The sequence below is a fragment of the Litorimonas cladophorae genome (genome assembly GCF_014652455.1).
GTDB lineage: Bacteria > Pseudomonadota > Alphaproteobacteria > Caulobacterales > Maricaulaceae > Litorimonas > Litorimonas cladophorae.
In genome coordinates this window covers 936,566-958,513 of record NZ_BMYV01000001.1, presented here as the reverse complement: position 1 = coordinate 958,513, position 21,948 = coordinate 936,566, and the positions used below count along the sequence as shown (strand labels likewise).

Annotated in this window: 19 protein-coding genes; 9 read left to right on the top strand and 10 right to left on the bottom strand. The window is 50.8% G+C overall.

The genetic code is table 11. From position 1 onward, the window contains the following. Positions 1-7: 7 nt before the first annotated feature. Positions 8-661: a fructose-6-phosphate aldolase gene (gene fsa / locus IE073_RS04665; RefSeq protein WP_189581910.1), complete on the bottom strand. Its 654-nt coding sequence runs from the start codon at positions 659-661 to the stop codon at positions 8-10. 59 nt (positions 662-720) lie between these two features. Between fsa and IE073_RS04660 the strand changes: the two genes are divergently transcribed. The 9 genes from IE073_RS04660 (at position 721) to IE073_RS04620 (ending at position 13,336) form a co-directional block, all read left to right on the top strand. Beyond that, on the top strand, positions 721-2,877 hold the full coding sequence (locus IE073_RS04660; RefSeq protein ID WP_189581907.1) for a primosomal protein N': 2,157 nt from the start codon (positions 721-723) through the stop codon (positions 2,875-2,877). A 217-nt stretch (positions 2,878-3,094) separates the two neighbouring features. Then, the gene (locus IE073_RS04655; protein ID WP_189581904.1) at positions 3,095-6,118 is read left to right on the top strand and encodes a TonB-dependent receptor domain-containing protein; all 3,024 of its coding nucleotides are present in this window, start codon (positions 3,095-3,097) and stop codon (positions 6,116-6,118) included. 688 nt (positions 6,119-6,806) lie between these two features. Next, the gene (locus tag IE073_RS04650) at positions 6,807-7,364 is read left to right on the top strand and encodes a F0F1 ATP synthase subunit delta (protein WP_189581901.1); all 558 of its coding nucleotides are present in this window, start codon (positions 6,807-6,809) and stop codon (positions 7,362-7,364) included. A gap of 15 nt (positions 7,365-7,379) precedes the next feature. Next, complete coding sequence (atpA, locus tag IE073_RS04645) at positions 7,380-8,912, top strand: F0F1 ATP synthase subunit alpha (RefSeq protein WP_189581898.1); 1,533 nt, start codon at positions 7,380-7,382, stop codon at positions 8,910-8,912. Between the two features lie 11 nt (positions 8,913-8,923). Further along, entirely contained in the window at positions 8,924-9,844 is a 921-nt protein-coding gene (locus IE073_RS04640) for a F0F1 ATP synthase subunit gamma (RefSeq protein WP_189581896.1), read from the top strand. A 53-nt stretch (positions 9,845-9,897) separates the two neighbouring features. Next, positions 9,898-11,436, top strand: a complete 1,539-nt coding sequence (gene atpD / locus IE073_RS04635; protein ID WP_189581892.1) for a F0F1 ATP synthase subunit beta — start codon at positions 9,898-9,900, stop codon at positions 11,434-11,436. Positions 11,437-11,475: 39 nt separating this feature from the next. Continuing rightward, positions 11,476-11,865 carry an ATP synthase F1 subunit epsilon gene (locus IE073_RS04630; RefSeq protein ID WP_189581889.1) on the top strand — a complete coding sequence of 130 codons (390 nt, stop codon included), beginning with the start codon at positions 11,476-11,478 and terminating at the stop codon, positions 11,863-11,865. Positions 11,866-11,957: 92 nt separating this feature from the next. Then, positions 11,958-12,500 (top strand): MOSC domain-containing protein, encoded by a 543-nt coding sequence (locus IE073_RS04625; protein ID WP_189581886.1) that lies wholly within the window; start codon positions 11,958-11,960, stop codon positions 12,498-12,500. Between the two features lie 119 nt (positions 12,501-12,619). Continuing rightward, positions 12,620-13,336 carry a metallophosphoesterase gene (locus IE073_RS04620; protein ID WP_189581883.1) on the top strand — a complete coding sequence of 239 codons (717 nt, stop codon included), beginning with the start codon at positions 12,620-12,622 and terminating at the stop codon, positions 13,334-13,336. Here IE073_RS04620 and IE073_RS04615 read toward each other — a convergent pair. From IE073_RS04615 to rsfS, 9 genes are all read right to left on the bottom strand, one after another. Beyond that, a complete protein-coding gene (locus tag IE073_RS04615; protein WP_189581880.1) occupies positions 13,333-13,911 on the bottom strand; it encodes a sulfotransferase family 2 domain-containing protein in 579 nt (192 codons plus the stop codon). The two genes, IE073_RS04620 and IE073_RS04615, sit on opposite strands and share 4 nt — an antisense overlap. Further along, positions 13,908-15,254: a TCR/Tet family MFS transporter gene (locus tag IE073_RS04610; protein WP_189581877.1), complete on the bottom strand. Its 1,347-nt coding sequence runs from the start codon at positions 15,252-15,254 to the stop codon at positions 13,908-13,910. The genes IE073_RS04615 and IE073_RS04610 overlap by 4 nt, the downstream gene beginning before the upstream one ends. Positions 15,255-15,268: 14 nt before the next feature. Continuing rightward, a complete protein-coding gene (locus IE073_RS04605; protein WP_189581874.1) occupies positions 15,269-15,763 on the bottom strand; it encodes an RNA pyrophosphohydrolase in 495 nt (164 codons plus the stop codon). Positions 15,764-15,767: 4 nt separating this feature from the next. Continuing rightward, entirely contained in the window at positions 15,768-16,928 is a 1,161-nt protein-coding gene (locus IE073_RS04600; RefSeq protein ID WP_189581872.1) for a divergent polysaccharide deacetylase family protein, read from the bottom strand. 86 nt (positions 16,929-17,014) lie between these two features. Continuing rightward, positions 17,015-18,322 (bottom strand): S41 family peptidase, encoded by a 1,308-nt coding sequence (locus IE073_RS04595; RefSeq protein ID WP_189581870.1) that lies wholly within the window; start codon positions 18,320-18,322, stop codon positions 17,015-17,017. 3 nt (positions 18,323-18,325) lie between these two features. Next, on the bottom strand, positions 18,326-19,654 hold the full coding sequence (locus IE073_RS04590) for a S41 family peptidase (RefSeq protein WP_189581867.1): 1,329 nt from the start codon (positions 19,652-19,654) through the stop codon (positions 18,326-18,328). An 80-nt stretch (positions 19,655-19,734) separates the two neighbouring features. Further along, the gene (locus IE073_RS04585) at positions 19,735-20,883 is read right to left on the bottom strand and encodes a murein hydrolase activator EnvC family protein (RefSeq protein WP_189581864.1); all 1,149 of its coding nucleotides are present in this window, start codon (positions 20,881-20,883) and stop codon (positions 19,735-19,737) included. Between the two features lie 97 nt (positions 20,884-20,980). Beyond that, the gene (locus IE073_RS04580; RefSeq protein WP_189581861.1) at positions 20,981-21,463 is read right to left on the bottom strand and encodes a 23S rRNA (pseudouridine(1915)-N(3))-methyltransferase RlmH; all 483 of its coding nucleotides are present in this window, start codon (positions 21,461-21,463) and stop codon (positions 20,981-20,983) included. A gap of 9 nt (positions 21,464-21,472) precedes the next feature. Beyond that, positions 21,473-21,922, bottom strand: coding sequence for a ribosome silencing factor (gene rsfS / locus IE073_RS04575; protein WP_189581858.1), 450 nt, complete (start codon positions 21,920-21,922; stop codon positions 21,473-21,475). Positions 21,923-21,948: the final 26 nt, after the last annotated feature.

The window sequence follows — 21,948 nt, the reverse complement described above, 5'->3', positions numbered from 1 at the left end:
AAGCCGTTTACAGAATCGATTGGCCTGTCGCGTTCCAGTCTTTCATGAAACCTTCCAAGCCTTTATCTGTCAGGATGTGGTTCGCTAAGGATTTTACAACAGCAGGTGGGGCCGTAATCACATCCGCGCCGACTAAAGCGCAGTCTTTCACGTGGTTTACATTGCGAATCGATGCGGCGAGAATTTCAGTCTCGAAGCCATAATTATCATAAATTGTACGGATGTCTTCGATCAGCTCAAGACCGTCCAAAGTGATGTCGTCCAAGCGCCCGATAAAGGGCGAAATATAAGTCGCCCCAACTTTGGCGGCCAACAGCGCTTGATTTGGAGAGAAGCAAAGCGTGACATTCGTCGGAATTTCTTCTTTCGTCATTTGGTTGCAGGCTTTGAGGCCTTCCATGGTGAGTGGTAGCTTCACGCAGACATTGTCAGCAATTTTCCTCAACTCACGGCCCTCGGCCAACATGTCTTCAGCTTTTGTTGCGATAACTTCTGCAGACACATGACCTGGTGTGAGTTTACAGATTTCGGCGATGACTTCTTTGAAGTCGCGGCCTGATTTTGCGATAATTGACGGATTAGTGGTGACGCCGTCGACAAGGCCGATGTCTGCAAGTTCGGCAATGGCGTCGAGGTCTGCGCTATCGATAAAGAATTTCATGAGAATATGTCCTGAAGGTCTGTTCGTTGAGTTCAATCGCCTGCTATCACGCAACCAACGTGAATCAAACTGCCCAAATTCTCTTTCCCGTGAATGTACCCACGGCTTTTGACTATGCTGTTCCAGCAGGGTTGGACCTCGCGCGTGGGGATTTCGTCTTCGCGCCTATCGGTAAGCAAATGAAGCTAGGTGTCGTTTGGGGCTTTGGGACGGCTGAGCCCGGTCGAGAGCTTAAATCCATTGTCGATCGTAAGGCGACGCGTCCCCTGTCTCCCGATATGTTAGACTTCATTGATTGGACTGCACGTTACAATGGCGCATCGCTTGGAAATGTCCTGCGGATGGTCATACGAAATTATAAAGCGCTGGACCCGTCAGCGATCGTGACGCTGTATCGCCCGAGTGGAAATTCGCCGAAAAATCTTACCCCGTCACGTGCGGCTGTGTTGCGCGAAGGTGGGCCGTGGCCGGCTAGAGCTTCTGAGGCGGCGGCGCGGGCTGGGGTTTCAACAGGGGTTGTTAAAGGTTTGGTGAAGGCGGGAGGGCTAGTCGCCGAGAGCGGGCCTGTTGATCCACCTTTCCCTGAACCGGACGCGGACCTTTTGGGTCGGGAGCTGACAATCGGGCAAAAAGAAGCGGGGGAGGATTTAGCTGCACAGATCCGAACAGGTCGCTTCAATGTGTCACTTCTAGATGGAGTGACTGGGTCTGGCAAAACAGAAGTCTATTTCGAAGCTGTGGCAGAAGCTCTCCGACGTGGGAAACAATGCCTCATCCTTGTACCAGAAATTGCGTTGACCCAAGCAGGGTTACGTCGGTTTGCTGAACGGTTCGGCGCTGAACCCGCGAGTTGGCATTCCCAAATGGGCGAAGCCGCTCGTCGCCGCGTTTGGCGTGAGGTCGCCCAAGGGCGATGCAAATTGGTCGTAGGGGCTCGGTCTGCCTTATACCTTCCGTTTCCTAAACTAGGCCTGATCGTCGTCGATGAAGAGCATGACACGTCCTACAAACAAGAAGAGGGTGTTATATATAATGCCCGAGATATGGCCGTTGTGCGCGCCCATCTCAGCGGACATAGCGTCATCTTGGCATCCGCCACGCCAAGTCTGGAGTCACTGCATAATGCGCGAAACGGTAAATTCGCCCATATCATATTACCAGAAAGACCAGGCGCCGCGGTGCTGCCGGAAATTGGTCTGGTGGATCTCAAAGAACATGTCCCTGAGAAGGGTAAGTTCCTCTCGCAGCCTTTGCTCGACGCAATAGATGTTGTGACGGCCCGCGGGGAGCAAGCATTATTGTACCTTAACCGCAGAGGGTACGCGCCGCTTATTATTTGCCGGTCCTGCGGGGAAAAGTTGAAAAGTCCTGATACGGATAGTTGGCTTGTTCAGCACAAACGCACGGGGCGCGCGATGTGCCATCTCACAGGGTTCTCTATGCCCATGCCGCGCGAATGCCCCAAGTGTCACACAGAGGATAGCCTGACATCGGTCGGGCCAGGTGTCGAACGGGTGGCTGAGGAGGCGCAAGAGGCGTTTCCTAATGCGCGTGTGGAAATACTGTCTTCTGATACCGCTGGGAATCCAGCTGAACTTGCAGAGCGCATGCGTCGTATGGAGCAGGGCGAAATCGACATTCTGGTTGGGACCCAGATGGTGGTGAAAGGGCATAACTTTCCGAAACTTACATTTGTCGGTGTCGTAGATGGGGATTTGGGTCTGGCGGGCGGAGATCCAAGGGCTGGTGAACGCACTTATCAAACCCTGGTCCAAGTCGCAGGCCGCGCAGGGCGAGCGGACAAGCCGGGGCATGCGCTCATTCAGACCCATCAACCCGAACACGAGGCGCTCGTTGCATTGGCGGCGGGGGATCGTGAAATGTTTATCGGTGTAGAACTGGCTATGCGAGAAATGTTGGGGTTGCCGCCTTATGGCAAGTTGGCCGCAGTTATCTTCTGGGGGCCAGAAGCGGCCAAAGTTGATGCATTGGCGAAGAAATTTTTAGCCGCGGCCCCACGCGCCGATGGTATTGAAATATTGGGGCCAAGTGAGGCGCCCATTGGGCGATTGCGCGGAATGTTCAGGCGCAGACTATTTGTTCAGGCTGAGGCAAGCGTAAACTTATCCAAATATATGGCGACTTGGCGTTCAAAGATTCGCACAGCGTCGAAATATAAAATTCAAATTGATATCGACCCTCAAAGTTTCATGTAGCTTTCGCGGAAAAGTCCATATTTGTGACATTTTCGATGTTGGTGGTGCAGATTTGACACAGTCGATGAAAAAAATCCGCAATTCCGTAATTTGAATGCGGTTTCAAATTGAAGACATTAAGTTTCTGTCATAGCGACACCCCCAACTGCGTCGTGGGAGAGGCTCGCGCCGCTAACACCTGGGTTTTCCAGGAAACACAAAGGGAAGTTTTGCACACATGAAAATGTCAACAAAATCCAAACTGTTATTATCAGCTGTTTCATTCAGCTTGATGATGGCAACAGCCGCGCCAACATACGCACAAGATAGTGATGAAGATGTTGTCGTAACAACAGGTACACGTTTGAACGTGAACCCAAACTTGACAGCGGCTCAGCCTGTTCTGTCAATTGATGCTGGTGAAATCAGCGCTCGCGGTATCGTGAACATTGAAGACCTTACAAACTCTTTGCCGCAGATTTCTGCTGCTCAGACATCCGAGCAGTCAAACGGCGCTTCGGGTACAGCACAACTTGACCTTCGCGGTTTGGGCGCACAGCGTACGTTGACATTGATCGACGGTCGCCGTCTTCCATACGGTGATTCCTCTTCTATCGCGGTTAACTTGGACCTCGTTCCAACAAACCTTGTAGAGCGTATCGACGTTCTTACCGGTGGTGCATCGGCTGTTTACGGTTCTGACGCGGTTTCTGGTGTTGTTAACTTCATCCTTAAAGACGATTTCGAGGGCGTTGAGCTCGACGTTCAGTACGGTTTTGCTCAAAGCAGCAACAGCGGTCAGTCAATCTTTAAAGATGTTCTAAGAGCAGCTGAAGTGCCTGTTCCTGGTAGCGTCACAGATGGCGAAGAAATTACAGGCTCTGTAACTTTCGGTACAAATGTTGACGGCGGACGCGGTAACATTGTTGGTTTCGCTTCCTATCAAAACCGTAACGACATCATCGGTGCTGACCGCGTAGGTTCAGCATGTACATTGGGTAGTGGCTCAGTGAACGGTTTTGGTTGTGTCGGTTCGTCAAACTTCCGTCGTTTCAACAACATCTCTGATTTTGGCGGTACAGACTTCTTCCAGCAGGAAGACGGAACATTCACACCGTTTGCTGGTGGACCAGCTGAAACATATAACTTTGGTGCGTCAAACTACTTCCAACGCCCTTCCGAACGTTTCCAGCTTTACACAAAAGCAAACTACGAAATCGTCGATGGTCATGAACTCTTCTTGGACATGGGCTTCACTGAGTCGACATCTGACGCACAAATCGCGCCATCTGCTTCATTCGGTTTCTTCCAGCGCAGCATCAACTGTGACAACCCGCTTCTCGGAACGCCAGTTACTGAAGATGGTCGTACAGCAGCAGAAGCTGTCCTACTTTGTACACCTGATCAAATCGCAACTGGTTTGAACCCAGATGGTTCACGTGCATTGATCGGCGGAATTACCGCAACTCACCGTAACGTAGAAGGTGGTTCACGTAATTCCCGCCTTGAAAACCAAGCCATGCGTTTGGTTGGTGGTGCACGCGGTTCGTTCGCTGAATTCTGGGACTACGAAGTCTTTGGTCAGTATTCCAAAACAAAAGACCAGGATACATCCACGAATGACTTCTTGATCGACAACTTGGCTCAAGCCATCGACGTTGTGACAGATGCAAACGGCAACGCTGTTTGTTTCGATCAATCTAACGGTTGTGTACCTTACAACATCTTCCAGCGTGGCCCGAATGGTGAAAGCCTTGTTTCGCAAGACGCGCTTAACTTCATCCAAGGCGTCGGCATTACAACTGGTCAAACAGATCAGCTTGTCTTTGGTGCAAACGCTCAGGCTGACTTGTCTAACTACGGTTTTGTATCTCCGTATGCGGAAGGTACAGGCGTTGGTTTCTTGATCGGTGCAGAGTATCGTAACGACGGTCTAGAAGCACGTCCTGACCAAATCAGCCAGCGCGCTGATGGTGGTTTCACAGGCGTTGGTGGCCCGACACTTCCAGTGGCTGGTGAACTTGACGTTCTCGAAATCTTTGGCGAGATCGAAATTCCACTCGTCACAGGAATGCCATTCGTCGAAGAGCTCGTATTTAACGGTCAATATCGTTATTCCGACTACGACGTGAGCGGCAACGGCGTTTCCAACAGCTTCAGCACAGACACATATGGTCTACAGCTCACATGGGCTCCTACCAATGATTTGTCATTCCGTGGTCAGTTCCAGCGCGCTGTTCGTGCACCAAACGTTGTTGAGCTGTTTACAGGTCAGTCAACTGGTCTTCCTGAGCTTTCCGAAGCTGGTACAGATTCAGCTGGCAACACAGTGTTTGACCCGTGCTCCAGCACGTCGACAACAACTCCGCTTGCTTCGGCTGCAGCTTGTGCAAACACAGGCGTATCTTTGGCTCAGTACAATGCAGGTATTCCTGATATTGCCGCTGGTCAGACACAGGGCCTCTTCGGTGGTAACCCAAATCTGACACCAGAAACGTCCGACACATTCACAATCGGTGGTGTCTTCACACCTGGTTTCCTTCCTGGTTTCTCCGCTTCTGTTGATTATTTCGACATCACAATTGATGACGCAATCGTCTCCGGTATCGGTTCGCAGAACATTCTTGATGGATGTTTGGAAACTGGCGAGGCTGTCTTCTGTGACCTGATCCAACGTGATGGTGCTGGTTCTTTGAACGCATCTGGCCCAGGAATTGGCTTCCAGTTGACAAACTTGAATGCTGCGTCAATCGCAACAAACGGTTTCGATCTACAAGCTAACTATGCATTCGACGTTGATGGTCTTGGTGACTTTGGTCTTCAGTATGCTTCAACAATCCTGACAGCATCAGACTTCACACCATTCCTTGGTGCGGAAACTGATCAGTGTGAAGGTAAGTTTGTTGGTAACTGTGGTCAGCCAACAGCTGATTATCGTCACCGTGCAGTTGCAACTTGGAACACACCCGTTGAAGGCCTTGGCGTAAACGTCAGCTGGCGTCATTTCGGTAGTGTTACTAACGAAGGTAACCCTGACTCACCAAACGAAGGCAAACTCGATGCAGCAAACTACATCGACGTGTCCGGTTCTTGGGAATTCCTCGACGGAATCACAGCCCGCGCGGGTGTGAACAACGTCTTTGAAGATGCGTTCCCAATTTCTGTGTCTTCTGGCCCAGCGATCAACGGCAACAACAACACGTACCCAGGTGTCTATGACACAGGTCGTTTCTTGTTCGTCGGCTTGAACGTTAAGTTGTAAGTCAACTAAACTTTAGAATACGAAAGCGGCCTCTCGGGGCCGCTTTTTTTTATGCCTAGATTTTGATAAACCTGAGTGTCGGGAACTGGGAGTCTCTAAGGTTTTGGCGGCGTCGATAGTTTCTAGGTCTTTAGGTTCTTCAACTGGGACTTCGCGAGCGAGCTTACTCTGTCCAAGCCTAGATTTATGCCACGCCAGAGTCTTAGAATGAGGTAGCTCAGCCCTAAAGGAATAACCGACGGAAACCAAAAGGCCCAGTGGCCTGCGAGTCCCAACCAAAGGAGGAGAGCAGCAAGCAGTATTGACGCTAGGAGCGCAACACACATCCAAAATTTTGCCAAAGTGATAGGCCAGCCAAACCGCCCAATAGCGCCATCGACTATTATGTCAGCTGCGACCGCCTTCGCGAGGGTGGAATCATTTCTAGCTCTAAAAAGAGCAATCGATTGCTTAAACATGCGTTGATTGGCAAGATTGAGTGAAATATGTCAAGCCAAGCGTCTTCGCAGAGGGGTAGATGTGGCAAACTCGACACGGACTGCATGCTGTCGAGATTCATACCTTGGCATTCGGTTTTTTCCCTGCTAAGGCCCGCCCGATTGAGGGAAAGGTCCTACTTCCGACCCCTTGAACTCCAGTATTCAACGGCACGTTTTGTGCGTCCGCCATAGCTCAGGATTGACCCGTCTTGTCCGATACCGACGTCATCACAGGTGAAGCACCACGACGCTACGCCCTCGCACTTCTTGAACTTGCGGAAGAGGCCAAAGCGCTCCCGCGTGTCGAGAAAGACATTAAATCGTTTAAGTCGATGTATGACTCAAGTGGCGATCTTCAGGCGCTTGCTGAAAGCCCAGTGTTTTCCACTGAAGACAAGGTTGCTGCGATCTCTGCTGTCACTAAGAAGGCAAAATTCTCGCCATTGACCCAACAGTTCATCGGTACTGTTGTCGGTAACCGCAGAGCGGCTGATCTTCCCGGTATTATTGCGGCCTTTAATGAAATGGTCGCGCGTCGTCGCGGTACCCAAGTCGCCAAAGTGACATCCGCCGCCAAATTGACGGCGGCCCAAATTACTGCGATTAAATCGCAGCTCAAGAAGACACTCGGCCGTCCGGTCGATGTTGAAACATCGGTTGATCCCGATCTGATCGGCGGATTCGTCGTTCGTATCGGCTCTCGACTTTATGACAGTTCCCTCAAGACAAAACTTGAGGATCTCCGTCTCGCCCTCAAAGAAGCATAAGAGGACCTGTAAGTTATGGACATTCGCGCCGCAGAGATCTCCACGATCCTCAAAAAACAGATTAAGGGCTTTGGTAAAGAAGCCAAAGTCTCCGACGTCGGGCAAGTGCTCTCCGTCGGTGATGGTATTGCTCGTATTTACGGGTTGGACAATGTCCGCGCTGGTGAAATGGTTGAATTCCCAGGTGGAATCAAGGGTATGGCTCTGAACCTTGAAACTGACAACGTTGGCGTTGTTATTTTCGGCGATGACCGCGGCATTAAAGAAGGCGACACAGTTAAGCGTCTCGGCGAAATCGTGGATGTACCTGTCGGAAAAGGCCTACTTGGACGCGTCGTAAACCCACTTGGCGAGCCAATTGATGGTAAGGGCCCGATCGAGGCGACAGAGCGCCGCCGAGTTGACGTCAAAGCGCCAGGCATCATGCCGCGCAAGGGTGTTCATGAGCCTGTGCAAACTGGTATCAAAGCGATTGACGCGCTTATCCCGGTTGGGCGTGGTCAGCGCGAACTTATCATTGGTGACCGCCAAACTGGTAAAACTGCTGTAGCGGTTGATGCGATCATCAACCAGAAAGCGGCCTTCGACGAAGACCGTGATAATGATAAGCTATATTGTATCTATGTCGTTATCGGCCAGAAGCGCTCAACAGTTGCGTCTCTGGTAAAGACTCTCGAAGAGAATGGCGCAATGGATTACTCCATCATCGTTGTTGCTTCAGCTTCTGAACCTGCCCCTCTGCAGTATCTCGCGCCATTCGCGGGTTGTGCGATGGGTGAATATTTCCGTGACAATGGCATGCATGGCTTAATCATTTATGATGATCTTTCCAAGCAAGCGGTCGCATATCGTCAAATGTCCCTTCTGCTGCGTCGTCCTCCGGGCCGCGAAGCTTATCCGGGTGACGTTTTCTATCTTCACTCCCGTCTTCTTGAGCGTGCAGCGAAGCTGAATGAAGCAAATGGCGGCGGTTCTTTGACTGCGTTGCCGATTATTGAAACTCAAGGTAACGACGTCTCGGCGTTTATTCCGACAAACGTGATTTCGATTACAGATGGTCAGATTTTCTTGGAAACTGATTTGTTCTTCCAAGGTATTCGTCCTGCTCTTAACGTCGGTTTATCCGTGTCCCGTGTTGGCTCCTCAGCGCAGATTAAAGCGATGAAACAGGTCGCGGGTCCCATTAAAGGCGAGCTCGCTCAGTACCGTGAAATGGCCGCCTTTGCGCAGTTTGGTTCCGATCTTGATGCGTCTACACAGGCACTCTTGGCGCGGGGTGAACGTTTGACAGAACTCTTAAAGCAGCCTCAGTTCTCACCGCTTCAGGTGGAAGAGCAAGTTGTCGTGCTTTATGCGGGTACGCGTGGATATATTGATGGTATCGCTGTTGGTGATGTCCAGAAATATGAAGCCAAATTACTCGCGCATTTGCGTGGCGAGCAGAAATCTCTGCTTTCTGACATCGCAACAGGTAAGAAGCTCACGGATGAGATCGAGCAAAAGATCAAAGACGTGCTCAAATCCTTCACGGAAAACTTTGCCGGTTAAAGGTCGCTTCGATGGCATCTCTTAAAGAGCTAAAAAACCGGATTGGAAGCGTAAAGAATACGCAGAAGATCACGAAGGCCATGCAAATGGTTGCCGCAGCAAAGCTGCGGAAAGCGCAAGAGGCTGCTGAGGCTTCTCGTCCTTATTCGGATCGGTTGAATTCAATTATTATCAATCTCGCTGGATCTATGGCGGATGCTACAGATGGTCCTGAATTGCTTGTTGGCAATGGTAAGTCTGATAATGTCTTACTCGTCGTCGCGACCGCGGACCGTGGTCTTTGTGGCGGTTTTAACACGAACATCGTGCGTAAAGCGCGCGAAGAGATCGTCGCTCTTGAGCGGGCTGGTAAAACTGTAAAGCTCTACCTGATTGGCAAAAAGGGGTATGACCAACTCAACCGGCTGTATGCTGATCAGATCGTTGAATTTGTGTCATTGAAAGAAGAGCGTAAACTGCACGCAGGCATCGCGCAAAACATTGGTGAGAAAATCACATCGATGTTTGAGGCCGGCGAATTCGACGTCTGCAAGTTGATATACTCCAAATTTAAGAATGTGATGGAGCAAGATGCGGTTTCAACGACCATGATTCCTGCAATCGCCGCAATCGGGTCCAAGGACGACGCGTCTGGTGAACATGCTGCGGATGAGGTTTTTGCCCCAGATCTTGACGGTGCTATTTACACATATGAGCCAGATGAAACTGGCATCCTTCGTGTTCTATTGCCCCGTAATATTAACACCCAAATATTCTCAGCTCTCCTGGAAAACCAGGCAGGCGAGATGGGCTCAAAAATGACAGCCATGGATAACGCTACGCGTAATGCGGGCGACATGATTGAGAACTTAACAATGCAGTTTAACCGGACGCGTCAGGCACGTATTACGTCCGAGCTGATCGAGATTATTTCAGGCGCTGAAGCGCTGTAAGATTACACCTGCGCGAAAGCGCTACGGATTTAAGAGGCTAGAGGAACGTACTCATGGCAAAAGCACCTACGAAGAAGCCGGCGGCTAAAAAGCCTGCTGCAAAGAAACCCGCCGCAAAGCGTAAACCTGCTGCGAAAAAGGTCGTGAATATGTCCGTAGCGGCAAACACGAACAAGCTTGGTACTGGTCGCATCAGCCAGGTCATCGGCGCGGTCGTCGACGTGGAATTTGAGGGTGGAAATCTACCTTCCATTTTGAACGCGCTCGAAACCGATAACAACGGCAACCGCCTTGTTCTCGAGGTCGCTCAGCATCTTGGTCAAAACACCGTTCGTACGATTGCTATGGATGCCACTGAAGGGCTTGTCCGTGGACAGGCCGTGACAGATATCGGCGAGCCCATCACTGTTCCTGTTGGACCAGAAACACTCGGACGTATCATGAATGTAATTGGCGACCCGATTGATGAGCGCGGCCCGATTAAATCTAAAATGAAGGCGTCAATTCATAAGCAAGCCCCTGCGTTTGTCGACCAAGCGACAGATACAGAAGTGCTTGTGACGGGTATCAAAGTTATCGACCTGCTTTGTCCTTATTCTAAAGGCGGTAAAATCGGTCTCTTTGGCGGTGCCGGCGTTGGTAAAACTGTTTTGATCATGGAATTGATCAACAATATCGCGAAACTCTTCGGTGGTTACTCTGTTTTCGCCGGTGTCGGCGAACGAACACGTGAAGGTAACGACCTTTATCACGAAATGATCGAATCTAACGTGATCAACCTCGACGGTGAAAGCCGTGCAACATTGGTCTATGGCCAAATGAACGAGCCTCCAGGAGCGCGTGCACGTGTTGCTTTGACAGGTCTGTCACAGGCTGAATATTTCCGTGATGAAGAAGGTAAAGATGTTCTATTCTTCGTCGATAACATCTTCCGCTTCACACAAGCTGGTTCCGAAGTGTCCGCGCTTCTTGGCCGTATTCCTTCCGCTGTGGGCTATCAGCCTACTTTGGCGACCGAAATGGGCCAAATGCAGGAACGCATTACATCAACAAACAAAGGTTCGATTACTTCTGTTCAGGCTATTTACGTGCCAGCCGATGACTTGACCGATCCAGCGCCAGCGACATCATTCGCCCATTTGGACGCAACGACAGTTCTGAACCGTGCGATTTCCGAGAAGGGTATCTACCCAGCTGTTGATCCGCTCGATTCGACATCGCGTATCCTAGAACCTCGTACAGTTGGCGAAGATCATTATCTTGTTGCTCGTCGCGTGCAGGAAATCCTTCAGCGTTATAAAGCTCTGCAAGATATTATTGCGATTTTGGGCATGGACGAACTATCCGAAGAAGACAAAATGGTCGTGTCTCGTGCCCGTAAGGTTGAGAAGTTCCTGTCGCAGCCTTTCGACGTCGCGGAAATCTTCACAGGTTCCCCTGGTATTCAGGTTCCGCTCGCAGATACAATCAAGTCCTTCAAAGGTCTTGTTGAAGGTGAGTATGATCACTTACCAGAGCAGGCTTTCTATATGGTCGGCGGCATTGATGATGTGTTGGAAAAAGCGGCCAAAATGGCAGCGGCAGCGGCATAACGCCTTAATCTCTCTCTACGGGGAGAGTGGAGACTTCTTATGGCTGATAAAATCAACTTCTCACTCGTCTCACCAGAGCGTGAACTTTACGCTGGCGATGTCGACCAAGTCGATATTCCTGGAACAGAGGGCGATTTGGGTATTTTGCCAAATCATAGCCCGCTCATGGCGGCTATTCGGACGGGCACGATTAAAGTTTATGAAGATGGCTCAGAAACTGAATTCTTCGTTCAGGGCGGATTTGCAGATGTTACCCCAACAGGCCTAACCGTTTTGGCGGAACGGGCCGTTAGGCTTGAAGACGTTGATCGCTCGTCAATTGAGGCGCAGATTACTACTGTTGAGGCGAGCCTTGAAAATCTGACGGGTGAGGCCGCACTGGCTGCGCGTCAAAATTTGGACGGTTTGAGAGCAGTTCTCGCCGTTTAATTTTCACTAGATATTTTATTTAGCGGCCTCCCACTTTCAAGTGGGGGGCCGCTTTCGTTTTGACGTTTGACCGTTGCGCGTTAGTAAAGCGTATGACCCAGCCCAAAGTTGTCGCTGTCGCTTGCGACTCTACCCATAATATTATCAAGGCCGTACAAGCCGAAATTACCTTGATTGCTGGCTGGGGCGTTGAAGGCGACGCCCATGCTGGAGAAACCATTCAGCATCGGTATGACAAGCGCCGAAATCCCACTGCGCCGAATTTGCGTCAGATCCATCTTATACATGCTGAATTATTCGACCAAATGGCGGATCAGGGAATGACCGTCCGTCCCGGGCAAATGGGGGAGAACATTACAACGCGGAATATTGATATCTTGGGTCTACCTCAGGGTACCCGTTTGAAAATAGGCAGCGCCGTTATCAAGGTAACAGGTCTGCGCAACCCTTGTAAATATTTGAACACGATAGCGCCGGGATTGATGAAGGCGTGTTTGGCCAAGCATGAGGACGGCACACCGTTTCCGCAAAGCGGTGTCATGGGCGTGATAATAGCGGGTGGTGTAGTGAAAGCCGGCGACGCCATAGATATCATTCTTCCTCCAAAGCCGCACCAGAGATTGTCACCAGTTTGAGCCATGTCTTGAGACGAATTTTCCGCGAAAGTTTATGGGCTTCGGGCATCGCTGTTCTATGCTTAGTTTATGGCTTTCTCATTGAGCCCCACAGATTAGTCATTCGAGAAATCAGCCATGTGTCGCAGTCCTATAAAGGCCCCTCGCTTCGCATTGCATTAATAACGGATATTCACATCAACAGTCCGTCGGTTCCCCCAAAGCGCGTGGAGCGTCTTGTAGAGCAGGTGAATGCGCTGGGTCCCGATCTTGTGGTGATGCCGGGAGATTTCATTGCAGGACATATCGCGCGGGGAGCGCATGGGGCAGATTTCAACACGGGTATTGAAACAGGTTTGGGACATTTATCGCGGATAGCTGCGCCAGCATTTGCAACGATTGGCAATCATGACGCTTATTACGACGCGACTGCAGTTGCTCGAATGTTGGAGGATGCAGGTGTATCTGTCTTGGAGAACACGTCTGTGACGTTCGGAGACTTGTGTCTCGTGGGATTAGCTGATGCGCTGACGGCCAGCCCTGATGTGTCAGCTTACGCGAATTGTGAGACTGGCAAGTCCCCTTTGGTCATTACCCATTCGCCGGATGCGTGGCGCGCTTTTAGGCGTGATACGGTTCTCGTGCTTTCTGGGCATACACATGGTGGACAAATCAACTTGCCGATAATTGGTCGGCGCGTGAATAGCATTAGTCTCGGCGTAGAACATAGCTACGGGTTTTCGCGTATTGCTGGCGTCGACATGTTTGTGAGTGCAGGCGTCGGAACCTCTATCCTACCTGCAAGATTTCGCGCGACCCCTGAAATTGTTCTCATCACGCTGCAGCCCCAGCCTTAAAACTGATATCCAAACTGGGCGATGTCCCCTCGGCAGGCTTCTGAAATAGTTTTCTGAGCAACATCGGTGTAATAGTCCTGATACCGCTTTTCCGAGGTTACGTTCAGCTTTGGAATCCTGTGGATGTCATGCCCTAAAGTTTCAAAAATATCTATGACATCAGTCTCAAATGACTCGAAACGCCCAATTTTATCGAAATGCGGTTTGCCGTTTTTATCTGTGAAGTAATCCAGTTGGTTCATGTGAAAGGCGTCATCGTGGTCGTTCTTTGCTAAATCGATCAGAAAGGCTTCAAAATCTCGTCGAGTTTCCTCAATCCCAATTTTCGTATCTGCAGGTTCATAAAGGCGGCTATACCAAGAGAGTAGTCTGTCCCAAGGATTGCGAACAAAGCCGAAGGTGAAATAATTAGGGTGCGCCTCAAGCAAAGCCGACTCTTCGGTCTTCGCATTGCCATGCTGGCTAATGGTTTCAACTTTATTGCCCATTTCCTCAATCAGCAGATTTCCGATCGTCGTCCCGCCTGTCCGATGTACATGGATAAAAATGGTTTTGTATTTGTGAGATATGATCATGGTAAATCTTCACTCTCGATTTGATTTGTCGGGGCATAACGCGCGTCGCGATCTGCCTTCTTTGTCACGAGTAGGAAAGTCGTGAGAGCCAAGAGCGACAATCCTGCGGCCAGAAGAAAGGGTGACCCTGGAATGTAAGGGATTGCCATATCCCCCAGCATATAGCGCGATAGCCCAATAATATTCTCTGGGAATGCCTGCATCTGTCGTGCGGCTTTGTTCGCTGTGTCTCCAAAAGCCGCGAAAATGCCTGTCATGGCTAATGGGCCCGCCATCAGGGCCAAACCCTGAGCTGCGCCAATTGCGCCTTGCAGCTCGCCTTGCTCGCTCTCAGAGACGCGACTACTCATCATATTCGTCAGTGCCGGTCCATATAGGCCAGCCAGCGCGGCAAACGGTCCAGCAGCATAAATGACCCACCCCGCATCCGCACTACCCATCATTGTATATGCGAGGACCGCAGAAAGCATTCCAATGAAGCCCGCCCAAAATAACCCGATCTTGGGGATAATGATGCGGATCAGGCCGCCTTGAACGACCATAGAGGCAACGGCAAAAGCGCCCAGAGAAAAACCTACATTCCCAGAGGTCCAGCCCAAGCCTTCCATCGTCGAAAACGTATATGTCGTCGGGTAAACAGTGTGTGCCGTTGCGAGGATAAATAAGACGAATATGAGACCTTTGACGCCTTTGATCCGGCCGAGGGAGAGTAGAGATCCAACTGGGTTAGACCTTAGAATTGAAAAAGGGCGTCGCTTTGTCTTCGCGAGCGTTTCGGGTAGGAAAATGAGCCCGTAAATTACGTTGATCAGTGATATCACGCCCGCCGCAAAAAATGGGACACGCGTTCCATATTCCCCGAGAAGGCCTCCGATTACGGGGCCAAGTAAAAACCCAACGCCGAAACTTGCCCCAATCAAGCCAAAGTTCTGCGCCCGTTTTTCTGGTGGGCTGACGTCGGCGACATAGGCATTTGCCGTCGAGAAGGTCGCGCCAAATATGCCAGAGAATGCCCGCGCGAAATAAAGCCAAATGATAGTAGGGGCGAGGGCGATCAGGAAGTAATCAAAAGCCAGTCCCCCAAGAGAAAACAACATGATCGGGCGTCGCCCAAATCGATCTGAAAGTCCGCCAACAATTGGCATGCAAATGAATTGTAAGAAGGCAAAAGTCAGTGTCAGAAAACCACTGTGCCAGACGGCTTGACTGTTTTCTAACCCCGTCAATTCTTTGATCAGATTCGGGAGGACCGGAATCATGATGCCAAAGCCTATCGAATTGATCATGACAGTGATCAAAACAAATATTAGCGCATTCTTAGAAGTTTCAGCCGTCTCCGTCATGCGAAGGCCCTAAGCTATTCCGCTGGCTTTGCGAAGTCTGCAAATTCGATGATGAGCCGTTCATAGACAGGGCGCTTAAACGGAATAATTGTTTCCGTAATCGTCTCTAAATCCGCCCAGCGCCAATCCGAAAACTCCTGCGGGCCATGTGCTTTCAAATCTACATCAGAGCCGTCACCGTGATAGCGGAAGGCATACCATTTTTGACGTTGTCCCAAACTGGAGAAACGTCTCCGCTTCTTCGCGAGAAGCTCTGGTGGAAAATCATAATATAGCCACCCTTTGATGCGGCCTAAGTATTCCATTTTATTCGCGCGGAGTCCTGTCTCTTCAAAAAGCTCTCGACGCGCTGCTGCCTTTGGCTTTTCTCCACGATCAATGCCACCTTGCGGGCATTGCCAGCAATAGGGACCGTCTTCACCAAACCGCTTGCCCAGCCATACTTGACCTTTTGCATTGAAAACGGCCACGCCGACGTTGCGACGATAATCTTTTTTATTGCGTTTCATGACTTTACTTTAGGGATGCCGTCGCAGGTGCCAGCTGAAGTCCCTCCGACTCGAGTGTTGCAATCCATTTTGTAACCTCGGACAGTGTTTCTTGGTAATAGAAACCAACACCAAGGGGGTGTGGTTCAGTGCTTGCAACCTTGGTTAAGTCCGCCAAACGCGCGGAAATCACCTGAGGAATGGGGTCAGGGTCGATTAAACCGTTTCCAGTTTTGAAAGGTTGGCCGACCGACCTCGAAAGCGCGGAAAGGGAGGGGGTCTGGAACGAGCCATCCGTGATAAAACCCAAGCCCGTTTTGGAAAGATGGTCGATGAAAGGTGCAGCTACGTCTGTGCGACGTAAAAACAGATCGCCATTGAAATTGATGACGCCTGCATATCCCTGGGCTCTCGATAAAATCCAGTCCAAATTGCGTTTCATTTCGCGTTCTGATGTGGACACACGTAAAGCTCTGTCAGCGCCGGGTTCCGATGGATCAAAACCCTCAGACTCCATTGGAATTTCTATCAAAACTTCATGACCGTCGGCACGGGCCATATCGATCCAGTCTTGCAGTCCGACACTGTGAGCCGCGAACGAAAGCGTTACATCGGCAGGTAGGGCTTGAATGGCGTCCTGAGTGAGCCGTCGATGCACGCCGAGACCGCCAATAATCAGGGATACAGGCCGTTTTCCAGTTTTTTGGGTATAGGGTCGTTTATAAGCGGCCAAAGCATTGCTAGCGCCCTTATTGGGGACGGGGCCGAAACTACTTTGACGGGTCAAGCCTGGTATCGGCGCTGATCTCAAGGCGCGCCTTTGGTCGATAGGAATCGTAATCGTTTTAGGTTCGTTCGACTTAGAAACGGAATCGCCGACTGCGTCCATATCAGAGTTTGAAGAGACAAGGGCATCGGTTGGGTTGACACCTTCTGGCACATCACCCGCTAATAAATCAGGTGTAGCCAATGTTTCATCTTCCAGAGGGGAAAGAGTAGCCAAGGTCGGTAGTTTCGCGACAAGGACACTTCCCTCTGCGCGGGCATCCGTCGGGTTCCCAAAGAGAGACACTGTGGCGACGGGAAGCAGAAGGCCGCCCATCAGGACTAACGTCGCCAGAGCGACGTGTTTACGACGCGACGGCAGATTTAAAGCAGATCGACGAGTCGGGTGTTTAGCGGACATGCACTGTTACTAAGTTGATTTTGAAAGAACGACAATGCGTGTCTTTCATCCGAGTAGGGCCCGCGAAGTAAGTGGACGAAACACGGTCAAAAGCGATTTTCTTGGGCTTCCAGCAGGCGTTCATATTGCGACGTTTTCAGGACCTCGACCGCTTTACGAAGTTGAAAGTCCTCGTCATCTGGAAAGATCTCGTCGGGAAAGAGAATATCTTCATACTTCTCTTCATAGTCGGAATCGTCTGGGTTGCTAAGAAAGTTCCTGAGGGAGTCTTCGCGGAAACGTTTCCGAATTTCGCCTTTATCTTCCAACCCTGATACAAGTAGGTCTGGCATGATGCCGCGACCCTGAATGGATTGCCCCGATGGCGTATAATAGCGCTGCGTGGTTAGGCGAAGCGCGCCTTCTTCCGGGCCCAATGGGATTACAGATTGGACAGAGCCTTTGCCGAAACTTCGTCGACCTAGGACGACGCCGCGGCCGCGATCTTGCAGAGCCCCAGCAACGATTTCTGCTGCAGAAGCGGAACCTGGACTCATGAGAATGACTATTTTCGCGTCGGGATATAATTCCCCCGCTTCAGCGTTATAGCGTTCATTGTCGCTGGCATCACGCCCACGCGCGGAGAGAACTTCGCCGCCATCCAGGAATAAGCCGGAAATACTGACCGATTCGGTCAGCAAGCCCCCACGGTTACCGCGAAGGTCGATTATCAATTTGTCGAGTTTACCCAGTTGTTTTTCAAGGTCCGCGAGTGCGCGGGTTGTGTCATCCGTCAACCGATCATTGTTAAACGTTTCGATTTGGATGTAGCCAACACCTTGTTCAACACGATGACGAATGGCACGGCCGCGGACAGTGTCTCGAACAACGACAACATCGCGAGACGTTTTGCCAGGCGAAAGTACGGTGACGGTTACCGGCTCCCCCTTCAAACCACGCATTCCACTTACCGCATCGTCGAGGGTTTTCCCGCGTATGTCGATACCGTCAACGGCCGTAATCAAATCGCCACCGCGTATGCCAGCTGCGTAGGCAGGGCCTTCTTCAATGGCATGATTAACGCGAACTAATCCGCCTTCTGATTGAATCTCGATTCCCAAACCACCGTATTCGCGACGGACGGCTTCGCGTTGTTCGGTGAATTGCACAGGCGCCACATAAGACGAATGCGGGTCGAGTGACCCCAAAGCGCCATTGAGTGCATTTTCGATCAAACTCGCCGAGTCGACTTCTTCGACATATTGATTTTGAACGATTGCGAGAACGTCGGAAAAAATCTGCAACTCGTCGTAAATGGCTTGCGGGTTTTTCTCATCGGCGATTGCAGCGAGCGGCAAAGTCGCAGCAACCGCGAGGGCCGCCCATTTTGTTCCTGACCAGAGTTTATTCCGCACGTTTTAGCCTCGAGCTGCCGCTAACTTTTCGGCATATGTGCCCGATTTCAGGAGCGCGATCGCTTGCTGCAGTTGATAGTCGTCTGAGATCTCAAATCCTTCTGGTGGATAATCAATCTTCAAGTCAACAACATCTACTTCATCTGCCATCTCTTCCGCAGTGTCCTCATTCTCGATAGCATTTGGAAGACTGGCTTCAGAAAAACGTTTGTGTTCCTCTCCGTCGTCAGGGATCGCGGAAATCGTCAAGTCTGGCACAATGCCGCTAGATTGGATACTACGACCATTCGGTGTGTAATACCGCTGCGTTGTGATTTTCAACGCGCCGTCCCGACCGCCTCGCAATGGGATCACGTCTTGCACAGATCCTTTACCAAAGGTCGTCATGCCCAAAATCAGACCGCGGCCTTTATCTTGTACCGCGCCGGCCACGATTTCCGAAGCAGAGGCGGATGCACCGTCAACCAGCACAATAAGTGGGACATCTTTGGCCATTTGGCCTTTTTCTGCATTATACACGTTCACATCGTCGGACCGACGACCCCGCGTTGAAACGACTTCGCCGCCGTTCAGAAATACGGATGAGACTTCGACAGATTGCGTCAGCAATCCGCCTGGGTTTCCGCGTAGGTCAAGAACTAACCCAGGTAGACGCCCACCGCTTTCTTTTTGTAAGGCGGCGATGGAGTCTTTTAGGCCATCTGCGGCTTTCTCGTTAAATTGTGCGATACGAATATAGCCGATGCCGTCTTTCATTTCATGTTTAACGGTCTGCCGTTTGATCACTTCACGAACAATATCAATGTAGAGCGGGTCTTCACCTTCGCGGATAACCGTAATGTTGATCGGTTCGCCAGGTTTCCCTCGCATCTGACCAACAGCTTCGCTTAGGGTTGCGCCAATAAGGGATTTGCCTTCGATTTCGGTGATGTAATCGCCAGCTTTAATGCCAGCGCGTTTGGCAGGTGTGTCATCGATGGGAGAAATGACTTTCACAAATCCATCTTCCATCGTGACTTCCATCCCCAGGCCACCATATTCACCTTTGGTATTCATCCGCATTTCGCGGAAAGCCTCGGGATTAATGTAAGAGGAATGAGGGTCGAGGGATTGGAGCATGCCGTTCATGGCATCTTCAATCAGTTCACTGTCATCGACTTCGACAACATATTGACTGCGAACACGGGCAAGAACATCTGCAAAAAGCTCAAGTTGTTCGAACGTCTCATCATATGCTGGACGTTCGACGGCGACGGCGGATTGATACGTCGTCGAGAAGGCAAAGAGGGCGATAGCAGCAACGCTTCCGAGCGCAGGCAGTACAATTTTCACGTGGCGTCTCCAATGTAGGTCTAACACTTAGACAGCCCATTCAGGCTTTGCCAGTCAAATTGCTGCGAATAATTGCCGTGTTACCCCGATTTAACATCGGCACTGGCCATCCAAGGCCCTGGGTCAACAGGCGAGCCGTCACGCCGCAGCTCTATGTAAAGTTCTACACCCGTGCGGTTGGGTAAAGCCCCAACGGGTTCACCGCGTTGGACTGTGTCTCCCGCGCCGATGTAAAGTTCGTTAAGCCCCGTAAGCAAGACAAAGTACCCATCGCCAACGTTTAAGATAACCACTTGGTCGTAATTTTTGAACGGGCCTGAAAACTCAACACGTCCAGCGTAAGGTGCAATGACTTTGCCGCTGGGACGTCCCGTGTAGGTCAGCCCTTTTTCGCCGCGCCCGAACTTTTTGCGCAACTGCCCCGCGACAGGTGTAAGCATGCCGCCCTTGGCCTCCGCGAAACGCTTTGTGCCTTTGGGAAGAACGACTGCGGGACTGGCTTTTCGCCCGGGTTTTTGCCGGGGGACGACTTTGGCCGCTTCCGACTCAAGCTTGGCGATCAACTCCAATAAACTCTTGGACTCAGCGGCTAGTCTGTCGGCTTCTGCAGCAGCGGCTTTGCGTTCGTCAGAAAGTTTCGCTTCCAATTTCGACTTTTCCCCTAGCCCCGCCGTGATTTGAGAGGTCTCACGATCTAACTTTTGTCGCGTTTGGCTGAGTTCCTCACGCTTCAAAATAATTTGAGATTTAGTGACATCTAAGGCTGTCAAATTAAGGGACAATGCTTCTGCGCGTTGCTTTAGGCTATCCGACAGCGTTGCCATTAACAGGCCTGCGTCGGCTGCGCGTTTCGCATTTTCCGGTGACAATGCGAGCGTGGGTGGAGGACTGGATTCAAGGCGCTGAAGGGCAGCCAAGAGTTCGACATATCGTGATCTGTCTTCCGAAATTTGGGTTTTCAAACCTTCTTCCCGTCGCGTGAGACTTTCCGCTTCTCGTTCTAAACGGCTGAGCTCAGACTCAACATTTTGGGCTTCGCGCGCAGTTTTCGCGAGTTTTTTCTTCAAATTTGAAACATCGTTGCGGACAGATTTACGTTCTGACTCCAACGCCTCGGATTTTTCCCGAGCGACTTGTTCTTTTTTTGTCAGCGCTTCCACGTCTTGGGGGCTCTGAGCGAGCGCGGGGAAAGCGATACAACAGAAGATAAAAGTGAGGACAGCACGCATAGAAAGGATATGAAACACAACGGATTTACCGCCCGTTAATTATAAATCATAATTTCAGTGCGGCGTCGTTAGAAGGGCAACGTTTTTCCGACCACCATTAATCACGATGATAGGGTGTACCCGCCAGAATGCTGAGGGAACGATAGATTTGTTCAGCCGCCATGACACGCACCATTTTGTGTGGCCAAGTTTGGGCGCCGAAACTCCATTTCGTAATGCGACCCGGTCGCATTTCTTTCACCATGGAAGGTTCAAATCCATCTGCACCACCGATTAGGATATAGCAGGCACCGACGCTATCATCCCGCAGTCTGGCAAAATGCTTTGCGATCTCGCGAGAGCTGGGGCTTTTTCCCCGTTCATCAAGTAAGATCAGTTCGTCAGAGGTCCCGATACCTGAGAGCAATTTGGCGGTCTCGGCGGATCGATCATTTTGACCTTTTAGCTCAATACCTTGTTCTTCCACAGATAGAAAACCTGTGCCGCGGGCAAGACCTTTGGCGCGGGCAATATAGTCGTCAATCAGGATTTTTTCCGGGCCGTTGCGTAAAACATTGCCCGCCCGGAGTATGATTTTCATGGTAGTTGTCTAGCGTTCCGTCATGGGTGTGTCGTCAGGCGCTTGCTCGGGAATATTCTGCAAACCTTCTGGCAACGGAACGGACCATATTTTCTCAAGGTTGTAAAAAACACGAACTTCTGGGCGGAAAACATGCAGGATCACGTCACCCGCATCGATAAGAACCCAGTCAGACGCTGTCTGCCCCTCGATAACAAGTTCTTTCATGCCGCGTTCTTTCAACGCGCGTTGGACATAGTCGGCTAGCGCACTGACGTGACGGTTCGATCGCCCAGAGGCGACAATCAGGTAATCTGCGATTGAGGATTTTCCGCGAATATCAATTTCAATGACGTCCTGCGCTGAGTTTTCCTCAAGCACGTCTTGGATAAAGTCTGATAACGCTTTGGCTTCTGGGCCGTTCTCAACGGAAACAGAAGCGGGGGATTCGTAAGGTGCGGCGGACAGAAGTCTCTCCATATGGGCTGTAATATAAACGCCTTATC

Bases quoted from the DNA above. Each gene is read 5' to 3' on its own strand.
- IE073_RS04610 (WP_189581877.1), bottom strand. From the start codon at position 15,254: ATGACGGAGACGGCTGAAACTTCTAAGAATGCGCTAATATTTGTTTTG.
- IE073_RS04605 (WP_189581874.1), bottom strand. From the start codon at position 15,763: ATGAAACGCAATAAAAAAGATTATCGTCGCAACGTCGGCGTGGCCGTT.
- IE073_RS04655 (WP_189581904.1), top strand. From the start codon at position 3,095: ATGAAAATGTCAACAAAATCCAAACTGTTATTATCAGCTGTTTCATTC.
- IE073_RS04630 (WP_189581889.1), top strand. From the start codon at position 11,476: ATGGCTGATAAAATCAACTTCTCACTCGTCTCACCAGAGCGTGAACTT.
- atpD (WP_189581892.1), top strand. From the start codon at position 9,898: ATGGCAAAAGCACCTACGAAGAAGCCGGCGGCTAAAAAGCCTGCTGCA.
- IE073_RS04640 (WP_189581896.1), top strand. From the start codon at position 8,924: ATGGCATCTCTTAAAGAGCTAAAAAACCGGATTGGAAGCGTAAAGAAT.
- IE073_RS04615 (WP_189581880.1), bottom strand. From the start codon at position 13,911: ATGATCATATCTCACAAATACAAAACCATTTTTATCCATGTACATCGG.
- IE073_RS04625 (WP_189581886.1), top strand. From the start codon at position 11,958: ATGACCCAGCCCAAAGTTGTCGCTGTCGCTTGCGACTCTACCCATAAT.
- IE073_RS04585 (WP_189581864.1), bottom strand. From the start codon at position 20,883: ATGCGTGCTGTCCTCACTTTTATCTTCTGTTGTATCGCTTTCCCCGCG.
- rsfS (WP_189581858.1), bottom strand. From the start codon at position 21,922: ATGGAGAGACTTCTGTCCGCCGCACCTTACGAATCCCCCGCTTCTGTT.
- IE073_RS04600 (WP_189581872.1), bottom strand. From the start codon at position 16,928: ATGTCCGCTAAACACCCGACTCGTCGATCTGCTTTAAATCTGCCGTCG.
- fsa (WP_189581910.1), bottom strand. From the start codon at position 661: ATGAAATTCTTTATCGATAGCGCAGACCTCGACGCCATTGCCGAACTT.
- atpA (WP_189581898.1), top strand. From the start codon at position 7,380: ATGGACATTCGCGCCGCAGAGATCTCCACGATCCTCAAAAAACAGATT.
- IE073_RS04580 (WP_189581861.1), bottom strand. From the start codon at position 21,463: ATGAAAATCATACTCCGGGCGGGCAATGTTTTACGCAACGGCCCGGAA.